Here is a 14,886-nt window from a genome sequence, read left to right on the forward strand (position 1 = left end):
CCCGCGCTCAACAGGCCTGCGCCCAAATTGGCATGAGCGTTCGCACCTTGCAGCGCTGGGTACACCCTTGTGGGCACGAAGGAGACCGGCGTGTCAGCACGCTACGTGCGCACAGCGTGCCGCCAAACCAGCTCAGTCAAGCTGAGCGAGAGGCCGCGATGAGCGTGCTTAACAGCGAGGAGTTCAAAGATTTGCCACCCAGCCAAATCGTGCCTCGCTTGGCCGACCAGGGCAAGTACGTGTGCAGTGAATCGACGATGTACCGACTGCTCCATTGCGCCCAGCAGATGGGCCATCGCCGCCTGGAGCGTGTGCCGCGCAAGGTGAGCAAGCCGCGCGCATTGGTCGCTACCGAGCCCGATCAAGTCTATTGTTGGGACATTACCTATTTGCCCACTCAGGTGCGAGGAATGCATTTCTACCTCTACCTTTTTGTGGATATCTTCAGCCGAAAAATTGTCGGCTGGCAGGTATTTGATTGTGAGAGCGCACAGCTGGCCGCCGATTTGCTTCGTGATATCTGCGAGCGCCAATGCATTCCCGAAGGGCAGCTCACGGTGCATTCAGACAATGGCTCGCCGATGAAGGGTGAGACCATGCTGGCGACAATGTGGCGCTTGGGTATCACGCCTTCGCGCAGTCGGCCCTCAGTCAGCAATGACAACCCCTACTCGGAATCGCTGTTCCGAACTCTCAAGTTCCGCCCGCAGCTACCTCTGGGGCCCTTTACCGACATCTTGCATGCGCGCCGCTGGGTGACAGATTTGGTCCATTGGTACAACACCGAGCACAGGCACAGTGCCATTCGTTTTGTAACCCCAACTCAGCGCCACGCAGGGCTTGACGGGCCAATGCTTGCAAAGCGCGAGGATGTTTACGCTGCTGCCCGACAGGCCAATCCGAACCGATGGTCCGCAACTGCACGCAATTGGCACCCGGTCAACGAAGTCCACCTCAATCCCCATACCCCTAAACCCACGGAGAATAAAAACTTACGAAAACCAGCCTGAACCACCAAAATAAATGCGACAACTAGCTTGAAAACGGCCGGTAGGTCGGCGGTCGAAGACCCCGACATTGGGCTTGATGGACCACCTTCGGCGGCAGCCAGCGCTTTGGGTCAAGCTTGCAGCGTCGGACTCTTCGAGTACCGACCTACAAATACCCATCCCCCGTAGGTCGGTGGTCGAAGACCCCGACGTTGGGCCTGATGGACCACCTTCGCCTGCAGCCAGCGCTTTGTGCCAAGCGTCCAGCGTCGGACTCTTCGAGTACCGACCTACAAATACCCACTCCCCGCAGGTCGGCGGTCGAAGACCCCGACGTTGGGCTTGATGGACCACCTTCGCCTGCAGCCTGCGCTTTGTGCCAGGCGTGCAGCGTCGGACTCTTCGAGTACCGACCTACGAATACCCACTCCCCGTAGGTCGGCGGTCGAAGACCCCGACGTTTGCGTGATTTACCCGCCCGCTCGACGCTCCCACCCGTAGGTCGGCGGTCGCAGACCACGACGTGGGCATCAGCCCAGGCTCAAGACCTGTTGGGCCTGGAAGCGGATTTGTTCGTTCTTGTGTGCGTAGCCCAGCGGGTTGGCGATCACGCGGCAGCCTTGGTGGGTGTAGTCGCTGGGGCAGTGCAAATGCCCGTGCAGCCATGCCTGGGCTTGCGGCAGCAGCGTATCGAGCGCATTGCAAAAGCCCGCAGTGCCGGGGGTTTCGCCATAGCGCGGATCGGCGCTGCGCAGGCTGGGGGCAAAGTGGGTCACGACGACAGTGCGACCTTCAAACGGGGTGCTCAGCGTGTCACTCAGCCAGCTTTGGCATTGCAGGGCCTGTTCGCGCATGGCCTCGGCCAGCCAGGGCTGGCCTGCACGGGTGGTGCCGGTTTTGCGCAAGTAGTAGTTGGCCGCGCGAAAGGCCTTGTCACGGGCCTTGAGCTGGCGGGTGTACTGGCTGTTGGGGTGGTTGAAATGGGCAGGCAGTTTTTCGGGCAGCACTTGGCCCGCCAGGGGCCCCAGTGCGTCAAAGTCTGACCACAGCGTGGTGCCCACAAATCGGATGCCGTGCAAGATTTGCACTTCGCGTTCCAGCCAGGTGATGCCCAGCCGCTCACAGGTGTCTTGCAACCGGCTGTGGGCCTGGTCAAAGTCCAGGCCATCGTATTCGTGGTTGCCGGGTACAAACAGCACCGGCGTGGGCCAGCCACGGCTCGGCGAAAACCGGCCCAGGCCAAAATCGGTGTCGCCCGCAGCGCTGAGTGCGGAGTTGCTTTGGTACGAGCCAATGTCTCCGGCCAGCACCAGCACATCGGCACCCGGAGCGGGCACGGGCATAAAGCCGGGGTTGGATTCCAGGTGTAAATCCGACAGCAATTGGATGTTCATGGTGTCTCTGATTCTGCGAATGCGCTTTGTGCCACTTGCAGCAATTGGGCACGCAGCCATTGGTGGGCGCTGTCGTGTTGCTGTTTGCGGTGCCACAAAGCCTCTACGTGCACGGGTGGCACATCCAGCGGCAAGTCGCGCAGCACCAACTGCTCGGTCATGCCCGTGGTGGGCACAAAATGCCGGGGCAACACGGTCAGCAAGTCCGAGTTGACCACCACCTGACCCGCCGTGAAGAACTGGTTCACCGTGAGCACGATGCGGCGCTGCCTGCCGATCGAGGCCAGTGCTTCGTCCACAAAGCCATAGGGGCGGCCTGAAAAACTCACCAACAGATGCCGCGCTGCGCAGTAGGCATCCAGTGTCAGGGGCACATCGGCCAGCGGGTGTCCCTGGCGCATCACACACACATATTCACCTGCATAGAGGCGCTGGTGTTCAAAGGCCACCGCTTCACCCGCTTGTGCGCGGCCGGTCAAATCGGTCAGCACCGCCGGAAAGTAGCCCAACGCCATGTCGGCCGCCCCGTCGCTGAGCAGGCGGCGCGGATCGCGTGTGGTCAGGGGCACCACGCGCATGGACACGCCGGGCGCTTCGGTCTGCATCTGCCGGGCCAGGCCGCCCATCAACTCTGCGGCGGTGGCATCGGCCATGGCCAGCACAAAAGTGTTGTGAGCCTCGGCCGACACAAAGGCTTGGGGCACCAGGGCTTCTTGCAACTGGCGCAGCGCCTCGCGCACGCTGGGCCAAAGGGCCAAGGCTCGCGGGGTGGGCTCGATCCCATGGCCCTGTCTGCGCACCAGTTCGTCGTCCAGGGCATCACGCAGGCGACGCAGTGAATTGCTGACTGCAGGCTGCGTCAGCGACAAATTGCGCGCCGCCTTGGTCAGGCTGCGCTCGGCCATGACCTCATCAAAGACCCGAAGCAGGTTCAGGTCCAGCGTGCGAAATGCGGGCGGGATGTGCGAGTTCATGGGGTTTTTCTGTCAATCCATCTATCTATCACCAATGTGAATGATAACCATCATGAATATAAAGTTGAACAATACTCGTATTAACCCTAATATTCGGTTCACAAATTTATCAGTTGTTTGCAGAAAAAAACTGAAAGATCTTTTTAAAAGGAAAAACATCATGACCATGAGCACCAAATCCATGTTGGGCCACCTGCCCGCCCCTGCAGCTGTTGCTGCGCCCGCCAGCTCCACCAAAACCCTGGCCACCTTCTTGCTGGCTGCCGGCGTCGCCGGTTTGGTCGTCATGGCCGACCAGTTGATCGACGACTGGGCTGAAACGCACGTCATCGCTTCCTGGTTGGCCTTGTGGGCCGTGGCTGTGCTGGCCATTGGTGCACTGCGCGGTGTGAGCCGCCTGTTTGCACAAAAAATGATGGCCACACTCGATGGCTGGTCTGCCCGTGTGGCGCGTCGCCGCGCTGACGAGCGCCTGTGGACCATGGCCCAATCGGACGAGCGCCTGATGCACGATTTGCAAACCGCCATGGACCGTGCTGATGTCACCCAAACAGCGTCCTTGGATATGTCCACCTTGATGGACCGCCGGGCTGCGCGCATTGTGCGCAACCGCCTGTACTACATCTGATCCGCCCTTCGGATTGGACCCTTCAAAGCCTCCTGCGGGAGGCTTTTTTCATAGGCGTCTTGCAGCTGGTTGGGGCCTTTGCATCCATGTCGGACTCTGCGAGTGCCGACCTACAAGAGGCCCTGCTGTTTCCCTTGTAGGTCGGCACTCGCAGAGTCCGACGTTGGCCCGAACAGCCGCTCTGCTCACCAGGGGGCGGGCGCCAGATCAGTCCTGAGGACGCTATGTCCATCACCCCTCACCCATCCTCAACGCCCATTCACAGAACGTCGGGGTCTACGACCACCGACCTACGAATACCGCCCGTACTGCGCCTCGCAGCTCGGTACTCGCAGAATCCGACGTTTGCCTGCCGGGCTCAGGGCTCGGGCGTCTCGGGTGCTTGGCGCGACGCCAGGTAAATGCCGGGCAATATCAGCAAGGCCCCCATGAGATGGTGCCAGCCCATGGACTCGCCCAGCACCGCCCAAGCGGCCAGGCCGCCGTACAAAGGCCCCAGGTACAAGCTGGCCGCTACCCGGCTGGCGCCCAGCACTTTTTGGCAAAAACCATAAGCCCCATAAGCGCCAATGCCCGGCACCAGGGCTGCGATCAGCACCAGCCAACTGGCCTGAAAACTCCAGGCCGGGGTATCGGACTGCAGGCCTTCCCAAACGGCAAAGGGCAAGAGCACCAGCACACCGCCCATGCAAATGGCGGCCAGCCGAGCGGTGGCGCTGAGCGGGCTGGTCCACTTTTTTTGCAACAGGGCATAGGCCGCCCAAGCCACCATGGCCAAGACAATCCAGCCGTCGCCCGCCACCCACTGCACTTGGCCCAGCGCCAGCCACTGGCCCTTGACCACCACATGAAATACACCCGACAGGGCGATCACAACGCCCAAGCCCTGCCGCCAGGAAAACCGCTCGCCCAGCCACAGCACCGCGCCCAGCGCGATCAGCACCGGCGAGGCGGCATAAATCAGCGCGATGTTCATGGCGGCGGTGGTCTGCGCGCCCTTGTAAACCCAGGCCCCACAAATGAGCATGCCCAAAGCGCCCAGCACCAGGTACTGCCTTGCAGCCCGCAGCGTGCTGCGCTTTTCACGCCACAGTTCGTGACGCGCCAGAAAACTCAGGATCAGACCCGCCAAAGCCCAACGGCCCAGCGCCAGCATGTGCGGCTCCACCACGCCGGGCGCGGTGCGGGCCACGAGGTAATTGACCGACCACATGGCGGGCGTGATCCACAACAGCCACAGGGCCAGGCGGTGACGGGATTCGGCGGTTTTCAACATGGGTTGGATTGAACAGGCGCTTTACAAGGCACCCACCCAGGCTTTCAGTTGACTTCAATGTCCAATTGTCTTTGGCCTTGACGGCCCAGGCTGTCTTCAATGCTCAGCAAGAGCCGGTGGCTGCCCTTGGGCAAATTCGCGCCTTTGACGGCAATGCCTTGCGCCGTGATGGAAGCTGCGCCCAACAAGCGCTGAGTGATGTCCAGCCTGAGGCGTCCGTACAGCACCTTGAAGGTTTCAGGCCGCACAGCGCTGGACGCCGAGGCCTGGAAAACCAGCTGAATGCTGGTGGGCGATGTGATGACACTGCCTATGCGGGGCTCCACGATGTCAATCATGGGCGCGCCCGCCACGGGGTTGGTTTTGGGCGACAACGGTTCAGGCGCAGTCAAGGCCGCCTGCTGCTCCTGGAGTGAAACCAGCTCAAACGCCTGTGCCGCAGATACACTCAAAGCCACCCCTGCAACAAGGCCTGCGAGCCAAGATGCGCGTGTGGACATCATCCTAGAAAACGCAGTTGGACGCGCCCGAGGGTGCTGCGCTGGTGGGCAATGGCCAGGCGCGAGGAGGCCGCAGGCTGCCCCCCTGCAACGACGAGCAACGCCGCCAGTGCCCCCCAGGGCTGTGCCATCGGGTGCGTAGCGGTGTCACCCACAAGGTGAGCGTCTTCGTGTTCACAGCGTTCAGGGTGCACAGAGGTCTCCAGCGGGTTGAAAGCGGTCAACTGCGTTTTCTAGGATCATGGGTTCACCGAGATGCGCACGCGGCGGTTGTCGCTGGCCAGTGGCTTGTCGGGCACCAGCAGTTCGCTGGCACCCTTGCCTTCGGCTTGCAGGCGTTCAGCAGCCACGTTTTGGCTGACCAGGTAAGTCTGCACGGCCTGCGCCCGACGCGCGGAAAGCTCCTGGTTGTAGTCAGGTTTGCCTTTGGCATCGGTGTGGCCTTCGACCTTGAACTTCAGCACCGACAGGCGCTCGCTGTTCATGGCCTGGGCGAGGTTGTCCAGCAGGGGTTTGCTGCTCGATTGCAGACGGGCCGAGTCGAAATCGAACTGGATGGACAAATCCACCGTGACCGGTTTGGGTGCGATGTTGCGCAGACTGCGGGTGGTCGGTGGCGCAGGCGGCGTGAGTTTGTCGATGAGGTCTTCCTTGGAGGCTTGTTGCACCAATTGCGCCCCCACGGGGGCCAGAGTCAGCAGCAGGGCAAGCGCGAGGCTCAGGTGTTTCATGGCACTTCCTTGAGGGTGAGAATTTGGGCGCCGAAGCGCTCGGAGCCGTCACCCGCTTTGTTGTGAACCAAAAACTGGATCAGGTCGGCACGGCCACCGATGTCATTGAGGGCAAAGGTGAATGGGTTGGTGGCGCTGGGCTCGGCCATGACCAGGCGGTCGATTTGGCGGGGGCTGCTGGCCACCATCACCAACAGGTGATCGGTACCCGCAGGCCCGGCCGCCTCCAGCCGCCAGTCGGGACGTGGCAATTGACGGGTCTGCCCCGCCCGGATGCGGTTGTCTCTGTCCAGGCCATTGGGGTAGAGCACATAAAAGCTCTTGCGATCGCTGCCCAGCATGACCAGGTAGATGTACCCATCATGGCTGGACTGGATGCTCATCTCCAGCGCGTCTTTGCCGATTTTGAGCACCGGCTTGTTGAGTTTCACGTTCACGGCGATGCGCGGGTCGCGTTGCTGCTCAATGTCTTTCAAGGTGGCCAAAGACGCCAGCAGGGGTTCCGGTGCGGGGACAGGAACAGAGACTGCGGGTGCTGCGGGTGCTGCGGGTGCTGCAGGCGCTGCCGCAGGTGGGCGCGGTGGGCTGGCAGGTGCAGCCACTGCAGGGGCTGGCATGGCGGGCGTGTTGCTGGTCACTGCAGCAGGGGATGGACTTGGAGGCTTCACTGGAGATGGGCTGCTTGGCACCTGGGCCAGCGGAGCTGGAGCTGGAGCTGGAGCTGGAGCTGGAGCTGGAGCTGGAGCTGGAGCCGGAGCCGGTGCCGGTGCCGGTGCCGGTGCCGGTGCCGGTGCCGGTGCCGGTGCCGGTGCCGGTGCCGGTGCTGGTGCAGGTGTTGGTGCAGGCACCGGAGCCGCCAGCGCGGTCACCACAGCGGGGGCCGCTGCCACGGGGTTGGGCCGCTGCTGGGCCACAGGGATCAAATTGCGGTTGCCCGACACGGTCACATGGTGGGGCGTGAGGTCTTTGACGCCTTGCAGCTTGCGGTCAATCACGCTCTGGGCGCATTGCTGGATTTCAGCGAGCGACACCGCACCGGAGCCATCGGTATCGACCGCTTTGCCCAGCAGACAATCGCGCACGCCCTGTGTGGCCAGGCCGCCTTTACCAGGTTCGTCAAAACTCACTTCATCGGGGCGGGAGGAAGTGATTTGCACCACGTTTTCCTGCAAGGCACCCAGACGGGTGACTTCGCCCAGCAGACTGCGGGTTTTCATGTTCGAGGGCTGCGCGCAGGCATCGGCCGCGCTGCTGGCCTTGAAGCTGAATTTGGGTTTGAGCTCAATGCCGCCCAAAGAGCGTGTGCCCGCTTTGCCAGAAGCCACACCGCCCGAATGGCAGGCGTCAATCATGGTGATGAGCTTGTCGGCACCGGCGGTGACTTTTTGGGCCGCCTGGGCCAGCTCGGCATGGGTGATGGCCTGACCGTCATGGGTCAGCAGGCCTTCGACGCAACCCTTGACGCTGGGGTCCCAATACCGGGTGCCGTGGCCCGAAAAGTAAATGAAACTGCGACCACCCTCGCGGGTGCGTTCACCCAGCAGCCGGATTTCTTCGAGGATTTGCGCTTTGGTGGCTTGCTGGTCGCGCAACACGCGTGTGTGCTGCCCGGGTATGCCCATGGCTTTGGCAATACGCTGCGCGCTGTCCACATCGTGGGGCACGCCCTCCAATGTGGCCGCGCCTGTGCTGGCTGCATATTGGCTCAGACCGATGACCAGTGCCGAACGCGCCGCTGCCGGGGTCTGGGCTTGCGCCCCCGCGCTGGCCATGTGCATGGCCGTCAGTGCCAACAAGGGCCACTTCATTGTGTTCATGGGCGCGTCGCTTTCAAAAGGGGCGGTCAATTCGAGAGAAAAATCTTCAGGCCCGAATACAGGGCCGTGCCTGCAGACACGAGCGGCGCGACCGCAGCGACCAGGCTTTGCACCTGATGGGTGACCTCGGCGATTTTGTATTTGCCATTGGCATCGCGTGAGAGCAAAACTTTGAGGCTGATTTTCTGGCGCTGCTCACGCGCCCAGCGGCTGAGCAGGCTATGAATCAAAAAGCCCGTGAAGAAGGCCAAGGTGATCGAAGCCGTGTACTCCAGCGTTTCACGCCAATCCCTGGGATTGTCTGGCCACAGTGGCACGCCATCCATGTATGCGGTGATCGCCAGCATCAGCCAGACCGAAGCCACCCCCGCCGCGCCTGCAGCCAGCGCCTGCCACAGCCCCCCAAGACGGCTTTGGCGTGCGCAGATAAATCCCGTCAACACAGGCAGCAAAATGGTCAGCAGCCGCAAAAACAGGGGACGCACGTCATAAACGAAAAGCAAAACCCAATGGCTCAGGCCGATGGCGGCCGTGGTCAGCTCAACGCTCAGGCTCAAGGCCATCCAGGACGAGGCCTTGGCCAAATGGGCGGGTTCGGACTGAGGGGGCTGCTCGTGTTCATGGGCATATGACATAGCCGCTGCACCAATCTCCTGAACTGGCATTTGCCCCCATAGCTCAGATTGCTGCTGAACCTGGGTCTTGAGCTGCGCCACTTCATCGGCCAGATCCTGCAAGCGCAAAGCCAGGGGCTTGAACAGCACCAGATCGCGGGTGCATTGGCTGCACACCGAGGCCTGCAGCGGGATGTTGCTGCAGCAATAAGGGCAGTCAAAGGTGCTGCGGCTCACTTGGCGCTCAGCTGGATCACCGTGCTGGCCTCTCGCCCTTCGCTGTCGCGCACCGATACCCGAATGGGGTGGGCACCCACAGGCACGCTGGCTTGAGGCAGGTTCAACTGGTTGCCATTCAATCCGGATTTGAAGCGTGCGGTCAAGTCCAGGACTGGTTGTTTGAGGTATTCAAACTTGATCGATGCCGCATCAATTTGGCTGCCGCCACGGGGCTCAAAGGCGATTTTCAAAGCAAATGCCTTGGCCTGGACTTCAGCGGACGACAACAGCGTGATGCCCGGCCCACGCGTGATGGCCCGGGTGGAGGGCACTTGCAGGTTCGGGGCTTTGGCTTCTTCTTCGGTGATCAACTTGACCTGGGCCTGTGCAGCCCAGGGGGTGATCAAGCTCAGTGCAAGACAGGAGGCAATGTAGGACAGGCGCATGGTTCAAGGATCGTTTTGGCAGGTTTGTCTGTGTGCTGTCTATCAGTGTAACAATCAGAACCATTGAAATTGCGCATCCCAAAGCCCTGCGTTGATCGCGCTGCGTCATCCAGGGTGCATTCACTCTTCAAGGCCCGTTGGAATGACCCCGAACAAAACCCCTTCATTTCTGCACACGCTTCATGACAAGGCAATGGCCTTTTTGCGATGGGTGATGCCCGCGTGTCTGGCTTTTTCGCTGTTGCCTGGCCTGGCACAACCCGTGGTCGGTTCGACCTACAAGGATTTCTTGCCGATGGGCGGGGGCGCCAGCGTGGCCTTGCCTGAAGGCGCCTGGCTGTCCAGCCACAACAGCACGATCACACGCACGGGGTATATCTGGGAAACCTACACCCTGAAAAACACACAGGTCGATGCGCGTGTACCGTTTTTGGTGGTGCGCCAGGCCACAGGATCGGTGCGATGGGGCAACACGAATTGTCAGTCCAGCACGGCCAATCACTTCCTGGTCAACCAACATGGAACTCAAGCCAACCAATTGATCAACAAGTGCTCACGCTTTTTTGCCATGGGTAATTTTGACAATTGGCGAAATGTCAGCGCTTGGACCAACGCCACTGACAAAGAGTGGTGGCTTGATGTGGTCAAAGGTTTTGAAGAACCGGGCAAATCCTTCAAATCCAGCATGTTCCTGGCCGAATTGTCGGTTCAGCAGTTCAACGGCAAGGGCCTGCGCGTTGAAGCCTTCATCTTGCCGCCCAAAGGCATCGGCGCTGGTCAATTCAGGGATGCCGTCAAAGCAGGCGATCCCCGGCCCGAGCAAACCATGCTCGACACCTGGGCCTCGATTTATATCGAGTCGATGCAACAAAGTTATTTCAACAAAAAGCCTCAACCCATCATGGCGCTGGCTTATCCGGTGAACGCGGTTGCACAAGCCTCCACGCCCTCCACGCCTTCCACTCCCTCCGCTTTGTCAGCACCCGCCGCTGCGCCGGTGACCACAACGCCGCCTGCGCCTCCTGCCGTCACCGTTGCTGTGGCCCCAGCGGCTGTGACACCCGTCAAAATTGAGCCCGCACCTGCTGCGGCAGTCAAGCCCGCTCCTGCTGCGGTGGTGGCCAGCGTCACCGCCCCGGCCAAAACAGAAGCCCCAACTGCCGCCCCCAAGCCCTTGCCCCCGGCCGCTCCACCTGTGGCAGCTGCCCCCGACACAGCCGCTCAGCTGCGACTCGATCAAGAGCGCAAAGCCCTGGATGAAGAAAAACGCAAAATGGCCCAGCAACTGGAAGCCATGACGCAAATGCTGGCCAAACTGCAAAAGGAAAACGCGGCAGCAGCAGCGGCAGCCGCCGCCGCTACGGCCAAAGCCAAAGATGAAGCTGCATCCTTGGCCCAGGCCGAAGCTGCTGCCAAAACCCCTGTGACTTACGCCAATCGCAAGGCCTTGGTGATCGGCAATGACCTCTACACCGATGTGCCCAAACTCAACAACGCAGGCGCCGATGCCGAGGCCATGGCCAAGTCGCTGGAGGCGGTGGGCTACAAGGTTTACAAACACCTGAACCTCAACGAAAAGAAATTCAAACAAGCCGTGCGCGATTTCCGGCAGCAATTGAGCGGAGGCGATGAAGTCTTGTTCTTTTATGCAGGCCACGGGGTGCAGCTGGGCAATGCCAACTATTTGTTGCCCATCGATGTGAAAGGTGATCAGGAAGACCAGGTCAAGGACGATGCCATCCTCTTGCAAAAAGTGCTGGATGACCTGGAAGAGAAGAAAACCAAGTTTGCGCTGGCCGTGATCGACGCTTGCCGTGACAACCCCTTCAAAGGCAAAGGCCGCGCCATTGGGGGTCGGGGTCTGGCCCCCACATCGGCTGCCACCGGGCAAATGATCATGTTCTCGGCCGGTTCGGGCCAGCAGGCGCTGGACCGCTTGGGCGACAACGACAAAGAAAGAAATGGCCTGTTCACCCGCATTTTTGTCAAGGAAATGTTAAAGCCGGGCCTTTCTGTAGATCGTGTCTTGCGCAATGTGCGCAATGAAGTGGTCCGCCTGGCCCGCTCCGTGGGCCATGAACAAACACCCGCGCTTTATGACCAGGCGATTGGTGAGTTTTATTTCAAGCAGTGATATTTATCGGTTCGATACGCAGCTCTTTTGACCCGGGGTCTCGTAGGTCGGTACTCGCAGAGTCCGACAGTGTTGGTTCGGCACAGGACCCTGTCGGGGTCTTCGACCACCGACCTGCAAGCTCTCTGAGCATTGAATACTTCACAGGATCGAATCAATCAGACGCGTAAAAAAACCGCCCCGGTTTGTAGCCGGGGCGGTTTCAAGACTCGACGCCGCTTGGGCGCAGACCCTGCTTTTTTAACCCAAGCGTGCTTCCAGCGCGGCCTTGGTGTCCAGCAATGCCTTGGGCATGTTGTAGGCCAGTTGCTCGAAATGGGTGTCGTGCAATTTGAATTCGGCTTGCCATGCGCCTGGGTCGATGCTGGTCACCGCCTTGAACTGCTCGGCACTGAAATCCAGACCGGTCCAATTGATTTCGCCGTACGTGGGGGCCACGCCGAACATGGTTTGCTCGCCCTGAGCCTTGCCTTCCAGGCGGTCGATCATCCACTTCAAAACGCGCATGTTGTCGCCGTAGCCGGGCCAGACAAACGAGCCGTCTTCGCCCTTGCGGAACCAGTTCACGCAGTACATGGCGGGCAACTTGTGGCCAGCGGCGGTGGCTTTAGCGCCAGTGTCCAGCCAGTGCTGGAAGTAGTCGCTCATGTTGTAGCCGCAAAACGGCAGCATGGCGAAGGGGTCACGGCGCACCACGCCTTGTGCGCCAAAAGCGGCAGCAGTGGTCTCAGAGCCCATGGTTGCGGCCATGTACACGCCTTCGGTCCAGCTGCGTGCCTCAGTCACCAAGGGCACGGTGGTCGAGCGGCGGCCACCAAACATGAAGGCGTCGATCGGCACGCCCGCAGCGTCGTCCCAAGCGGGGTCCAGGGCCGGGTTGTTGGTTGCGGCCACGGTAAAGCGGGCGTTGGGGTGGGCGGCTTTGGCACCCGTCTCTTTGGCGATCTGGGGCGTCCAGTCCTTGCCTTGCCAGTCGATCAGATGGTCTGGCAGCTTGCCGGTGTCTTTTTCCATGCCTTCCCACCACACGTCGCCGTCGTCCGTGAGGGCCACGTTGGTGAAGATCACGTCCTTGTGCAGGCTAAGCATGCAGTTGGGGTTGGTCTTCATGTTGGTGCCGGGGGCGACGCCAAAGTAACCGGCTTCGGGGTTGATGGCGTACATCTTGCCATCGGTGTGCGGCTTGACCCAGGCGATGTCGTCGCCGATGGTGGTCACGCTCCAGCCTTCAAAGGCCTTGGGTGGCACCAGCATCGAGAAGTTGGTCTTGCCGCAAGCGCTGGGGAAGGCCGCTGCGACGTGGTATTTCTTGCCCTCGGGGTTGGTCACGCCCAGAATCAGCATGTGCTCAGCCAACCAACCCTGGTCTTTGCCCATGTTGGAGGCAATGCGCAGCGCAAAGCACTTCTTGCCCAGCAGCGCATTTCCGCCGTAGCCTGAACCGTAAGACCAGATTTCGCGGGTCTCAGGGAAATGCACGATGTACTTGGTGCTGGGGTTGCAAGGCCAAGCGGTCTTGTCTTTTTCACCCGCTGCCAAGGGCGCGCCCACGGTGTGCATGCAAGGCACGAAGTCGCCGTCGGTGCCCAGCACGTCGTACACGGCTTTGCCCATGCGGGTCATGATCTTCTGGTTCACGGCCACGTAAGCGCTGTCACTGAGTTCGATGCCGATGTGGCTGATGTGTGAGCCCAATGGGCCCATGGAGAAAGGCACCACGTACATGGTGCGGCCGGCCATGCAGCCGTCAAACAGCGGGTTCAGGGTGGCGCGCATTTGCGCGGGTTCCATCCAGTTGTTGGTCGGGCCGGCGTTTTCTTTTTGGGCCGAGCAAATGTAGGTGCGGTCTTCCACGCGGGCCACGTCCGACGGGTCAGAGCAAGCCAGGAAAGAGTTGGCGCGCTTGGCGGGGTTGAGCTTTTTGAAGGTGCCGGCCGCCACCAGTTCAGCGCACAGGCGGTCGTATTCTTCTTGGCTGCCGTCACACCAGTGGATATTGGCGGGCTTGCACAGGGCGACCATTTCGGCGACCCAGGCGATCAGCTTGGCGTTTTTGACGTAACTGGGTGTATTGAGGTTCAGGCCCTGCATCACGGGTGAGTTCATGGGAAGTGCTCCAAGTTTAAAAATCGTTTTTTCAAAACCCCTGCACAGGGGCTTTGAAAAAACGGCTGGGGTGCTGAGATACTGGGCGATGAAGCCGGATTCGGGTTGTAACGGCTTGGTAACCAGCGGGGTCTCGATTTTAGGGAGCCTGCTGCTTGTGTGCCTGTCAGTTGTGGCCAAAACACCTTTATATCTATGCAAAAGAAGCATGACGTTATGCACGCTGGTTTCTCGGACCGCTTGCGACAAGACCGACGCGCAAGCACCTTGCTGCTTGGTGCGCTGCTCGCATCAGCAACCCTGTTCCCGTTTTCTGCTCAGGCCCAAGGCCAGGGGCCTGTGCGCCTCAAAATCGCCGCAGCCAGTAACCTGAAGTTTGTGCTGGCTGACTTGACAACCCAATACAAGCAACAAACAGGCGTTCAGGTTGAAGTGAATTTGGGCGCTTCGGGCAACCTGGCGCGGCAGATTTTGCAGGGCTTGCCGGTCGAGCAATTCATCTCCGCCGACGAGGTTTGGGTGGCCGAACTGGTCAAAGCCGGTCGCACGGTGGACGCAGGTCAGCGTTATGCCACGGGTCGCCTGGCGCTGGTCGTGCCTAAAAATTCAGCACTGCCACTCGCCCAAGGCTTGGCGGCGGTGGTGCGCGCTCTGAAACCGGGTGACAAATTCGCCATCGCCAACCCGGCGTTGGCCCCTTATGGCGTGGCGGCGGTTGAGGCTTTACAGCGTGCAGGCGTCATGTCGCTGCCTGCGCACCAGAAAGTGCTGGGCGACAACATCGGCCAAGCCACCCAATTTGTGGCCACGGGCGCGGCGCAGGCGGGCATCACCGCTCTGGCGCTGGCCCAAGCCCCCGAGATCGCCACCAGCTTGCAGGTCTTGGCCTTGCCCAGCGACTTGCACGCCCCCCTGCACCAGCGCATGGTGCTGCTCCGGGGCGCGAGTGCGACGGCGACAAACTGGCACCGGTTTTTGCTCAGCGCGCCTGCGCAGGCGGTGTTTGTGCGGCACGGCTACGCCTTGCCGCAATAATCCCGCCCAACACCCCACATTTC

At 60.8% G+C, this 14,886-nt stretch carries 14 protein-coding genes; 4 read left to right on the top strand and 10 right to left on the bottom strand.

Going from position 1 to position 14,886, the window contains the following annotated elements:
• Positions 1 to 1,010, top strand: a 1,010-nt coding sequence (locus H663_RS33005) for an IS3 family transposase (protein WP_116695877.1), incomplete at its 5' end; no start/stop codon positions are given.
• A gap of 509 nt (positions 1,011 to 1,519) precedes the next feature.
• Here H663_RS33005 and H663_RS33010 read toward each other — a convergent pair.
• Both H663_RS33010 and H663_RS33015 read right to left on the bottom strand, forming a co-directional pair.
• Positions 1,520 to 2,383 (bottom strand): metallophosphoesterase, encoded by an 864-nt coding sequence (locus H663_RS33010; protein WP_053172908.1) that lies wholly within the window; start codon positions 2,381 to 2,383, stop codon positions 1,520 to 1,522.
• A complete protein-coding gene (locus H663_RS33015) occupies positions 2,380 to 3,357 on the bottom strand; it encodes a LysR family transcriptional regulator (protein WP_053172910.1) in 978 nt (325 codons plus the stop codon). The genes H663_RS33010 and H663_RS33015 overlap by 4 nt, the downstream gene beginning before the upstream one ends.
• Before the next feature lie 160 nt (positions 3,358 to 3,517).
• On the opposite strand from H663_RS33015, the gene H663_RS33020 reads away from it, so the two are divergent.
• Entirely contained in the window at positions 3,518 to 3,985 is a 468-nt protein-coding gene (locus H663_RS33020; protein ID WP_053172913.1) for a hypothetical protein, read from the top strand.
• A gap of 358 nt (positions 3,986 to 4,343) precedes the next feature.
• On the opposite strand, the gene H663_RS33025 is transcribed toward H663_RS33020, so the two are convergent.
• The 7 genes from H663_RS33025 to H663_RS33055 are packed head-to-tail and all read right to left on the bottom strand — an operon-like array spanning position 4,344 to position 9,588.
• The gene (locus H663_RS33025; protein WP_053172915.1) at positions 4,344 to 5,261 is read right to left on the bottom strand and encodes a DMT family transporter; all 918 of its coding nucleotides are present in this window, start codon (positions 5,259 to 5,261) and stop codon (positions 4,344 to 4,346) included.
• A gap of 44 nt (positions 5,262 to 5,305) precedes the next feature.
• Complete coding sequence (locus H663_RS33030) at positions 5,306 to 5,761, bottom strand: hypothetical protein (RefSeq protein WP_133240019.1); 456 nt, start codon at positions 5,759 to 5,761, stop codon at positions 5,306 to 5,308.
• Positions 5,761 to 5,985, bottom strand: coding sequence for a hypothetical protein (locus tag H663_RS33035; RefSeq protein ID WP_133240020.1), 225 nt, complete (start codon positions 5,983 to 5,985; stop codon positions 5,761 to 5,763). The genes H663_RS33030 and H663_RS33035 overlap by 1 nt, the downstream gene beginning before the upstream one ends.
• 15 nt (positions 5,986 to 6,000) lie before the next feature.
• A complete protein-coding gene (locus H663_RS33040) occupies positions 6,001 to 6,492 on the bottom strand; it encodes an OmpA family protein (RefSeq protein WP_083451182.1) in 492 nt (163 codons plus the stop codon).
• Positions 6,489 to 8,309, bottom strand: coding sequence for a DUF4384 domain-containing protein (locus tag H663_RS33045; protein WP_116695878.1), 1,821 nt, complete (start codon positions 8,307 to 8,309; stop codon positions 6,489 to 6,491). Before H663_RS33045 ends, H663_RS33040 begins: the two co-directional genes overlap by 4 nt.
• Before the next feature lie 26 nt (positions 8,310 to 8,335).
• Entirely contained in the window at positions 8,336 to 9,160 is an 825-nt protein-coding gene (locus H663_RS33050) for a hypothetical protein (RefSeq protein ID WP_053172922.1), read from the bottom strand.
• Positions 9,157 to 9,588, bottom strand: coding sequence for a hypothetical protein (locus H663_RS33055; RefSeq protein WP_053172924.1), 432 nt, complete (start codon positions 9,586 to 9,588; stop codon positions 9,157 to 9,159). The genes H663_RS33050 and H663_RS33055 overlap by 4 nt, the downstream gene beginning before the upstream one ends.
• 193 nt (positions 9,589 to 9,781) lie before the next feature.
• On the opposite strand from H663_RS33055, the gene H663_RS33060 reads away from it, so the two are divergent.
• Positions 9,782 to 11,722, top strand: a complete 1,941-nt coding sequence (locus H663_RS33060; protein WP_165803915.1) for a caspase family protein — start codon at positions 9,782 to 9,784, stop codon at positions 11,720 to 11,722.
• A 240-nt stretch (positions 11,723 to 11,962) separates the two neighbouring features.
• Here the strand turns inward: H663_RS33060 and H663_RS33065 are convergent, their stop codons facing one another.
• Positions 11,963 to 13,828, bottom strand: coding sequence for a phosphoenolpyruvate carboxykinase (GTP) (locus H663_RS33065; protein ID WP_053172929.1), 1,866 nt, complete (start codon positions 13,826 to 13,828; stop codon positions 11,963 to 11,965).
• A gap of 216 nt (positions 13,829 to 14,044) precedes the next feature.
• Between H663_RS33065 and modA the strand changes: the two genes are divergently transcribed.
• A complete protein-coding gene (gene modA, locus H663_RS33070) occupies positions 14,045 to 14,863 on the top strand; it encodes a molybdate ABC transporter substrate-binding protein (protein ID WP_116695879.1) in 819 nt (272 codons plus the stop codon).
• Positions 14,864 to 14,886: the final 23 nt, after the last annotated feature.

Source organism: Limnohabitans planktonicus II-D5, from assembly GCF_001270065.2.
GTDB lineage: Bacteria > Pseudomonadota > Gammaproteobacteria > Burkholderiales > Burkholderiaceae_C > Limnohabitans_A > Limnohabitans_A planktonicus.

Bases quoted from the DNA above. Each gene is read 5' to 3' on its own strand.
- H663_RS33040 (WP_083451182.1), bottom strand. From the start codon at position 6,492: ATGAAACACCTGAGCCTCGCGCTTGCCCTGCTGCTGACTCTGGCCCCC.
- H663_RS33015 (WP_053172910.1), bottom strand. From the start codon at position 3,357: ATGAACTCGCACATCCCGCCCGCATTTCGCACGCTGGACCTGAACCTG.
- H663_RS33060 (WP_165803915.1), top strand. From the start codon at position 9,782: ATGGCCTTTTTGCGATGGGTGATGCCCGCGTGTCTGGCTTTTTCGCTG.
- H663_RS33065 (WP_053172929.1), bottom strand. From the start codon at position 13,828: ATGAACTCACCCGTGATGCAGGGCCTGAACCTCAATACACCCAGTTAC.
- H663_RS33020 (WP_053172913.1), top strand. From the start codon at position 3,518: ATGACCATGAGCACCAAATCCATGTTGGGCCACCTGCCCGCCCCTGCA.
- H663_RS33010 (WP_053172908.1), bottom strand. From the start codon at position 2,383: ATGAACATCCAATTGCTGTCGGATTTACACCTGGAATCCAACCCCGGC.
- H663_RS33055 (WP_053172924.1), bottom strand. From the start codon at position 9,588: ATGCGCCTGTCCTACATTGCCTCCTGTCTTGCACTGAGCTTGATCACC.
- H663_RS33030 (WP_133240019.1), bottom strand. From the start codon at position 5,761: ATGTCCACACGCGCATCTTGGCTCGCAGGCCTTGTTGCAGGGGTGGCT.
- H663_RS33025 (WP_053172915.1), bottom strand. From the start codon at position 5,261: ATGTTGAAAACCGCCGAATCCCGTCACCGCCTGGCCCTGTGGCTGTTG.
- modA (WP_116695879.1), top strand. From the start codon at position 14,045: ATGCACGCTGGTTTCTCGGACCGCTTGCGACAAGACCGACGCGCAAGC.
- H663_RS33045 (WP_116695878.1), bottom strand. From the start codon at position 8,309: ATGAACACAATGAAGTGGCCCTTGTTGGCACTGACGGCCATGCACATG.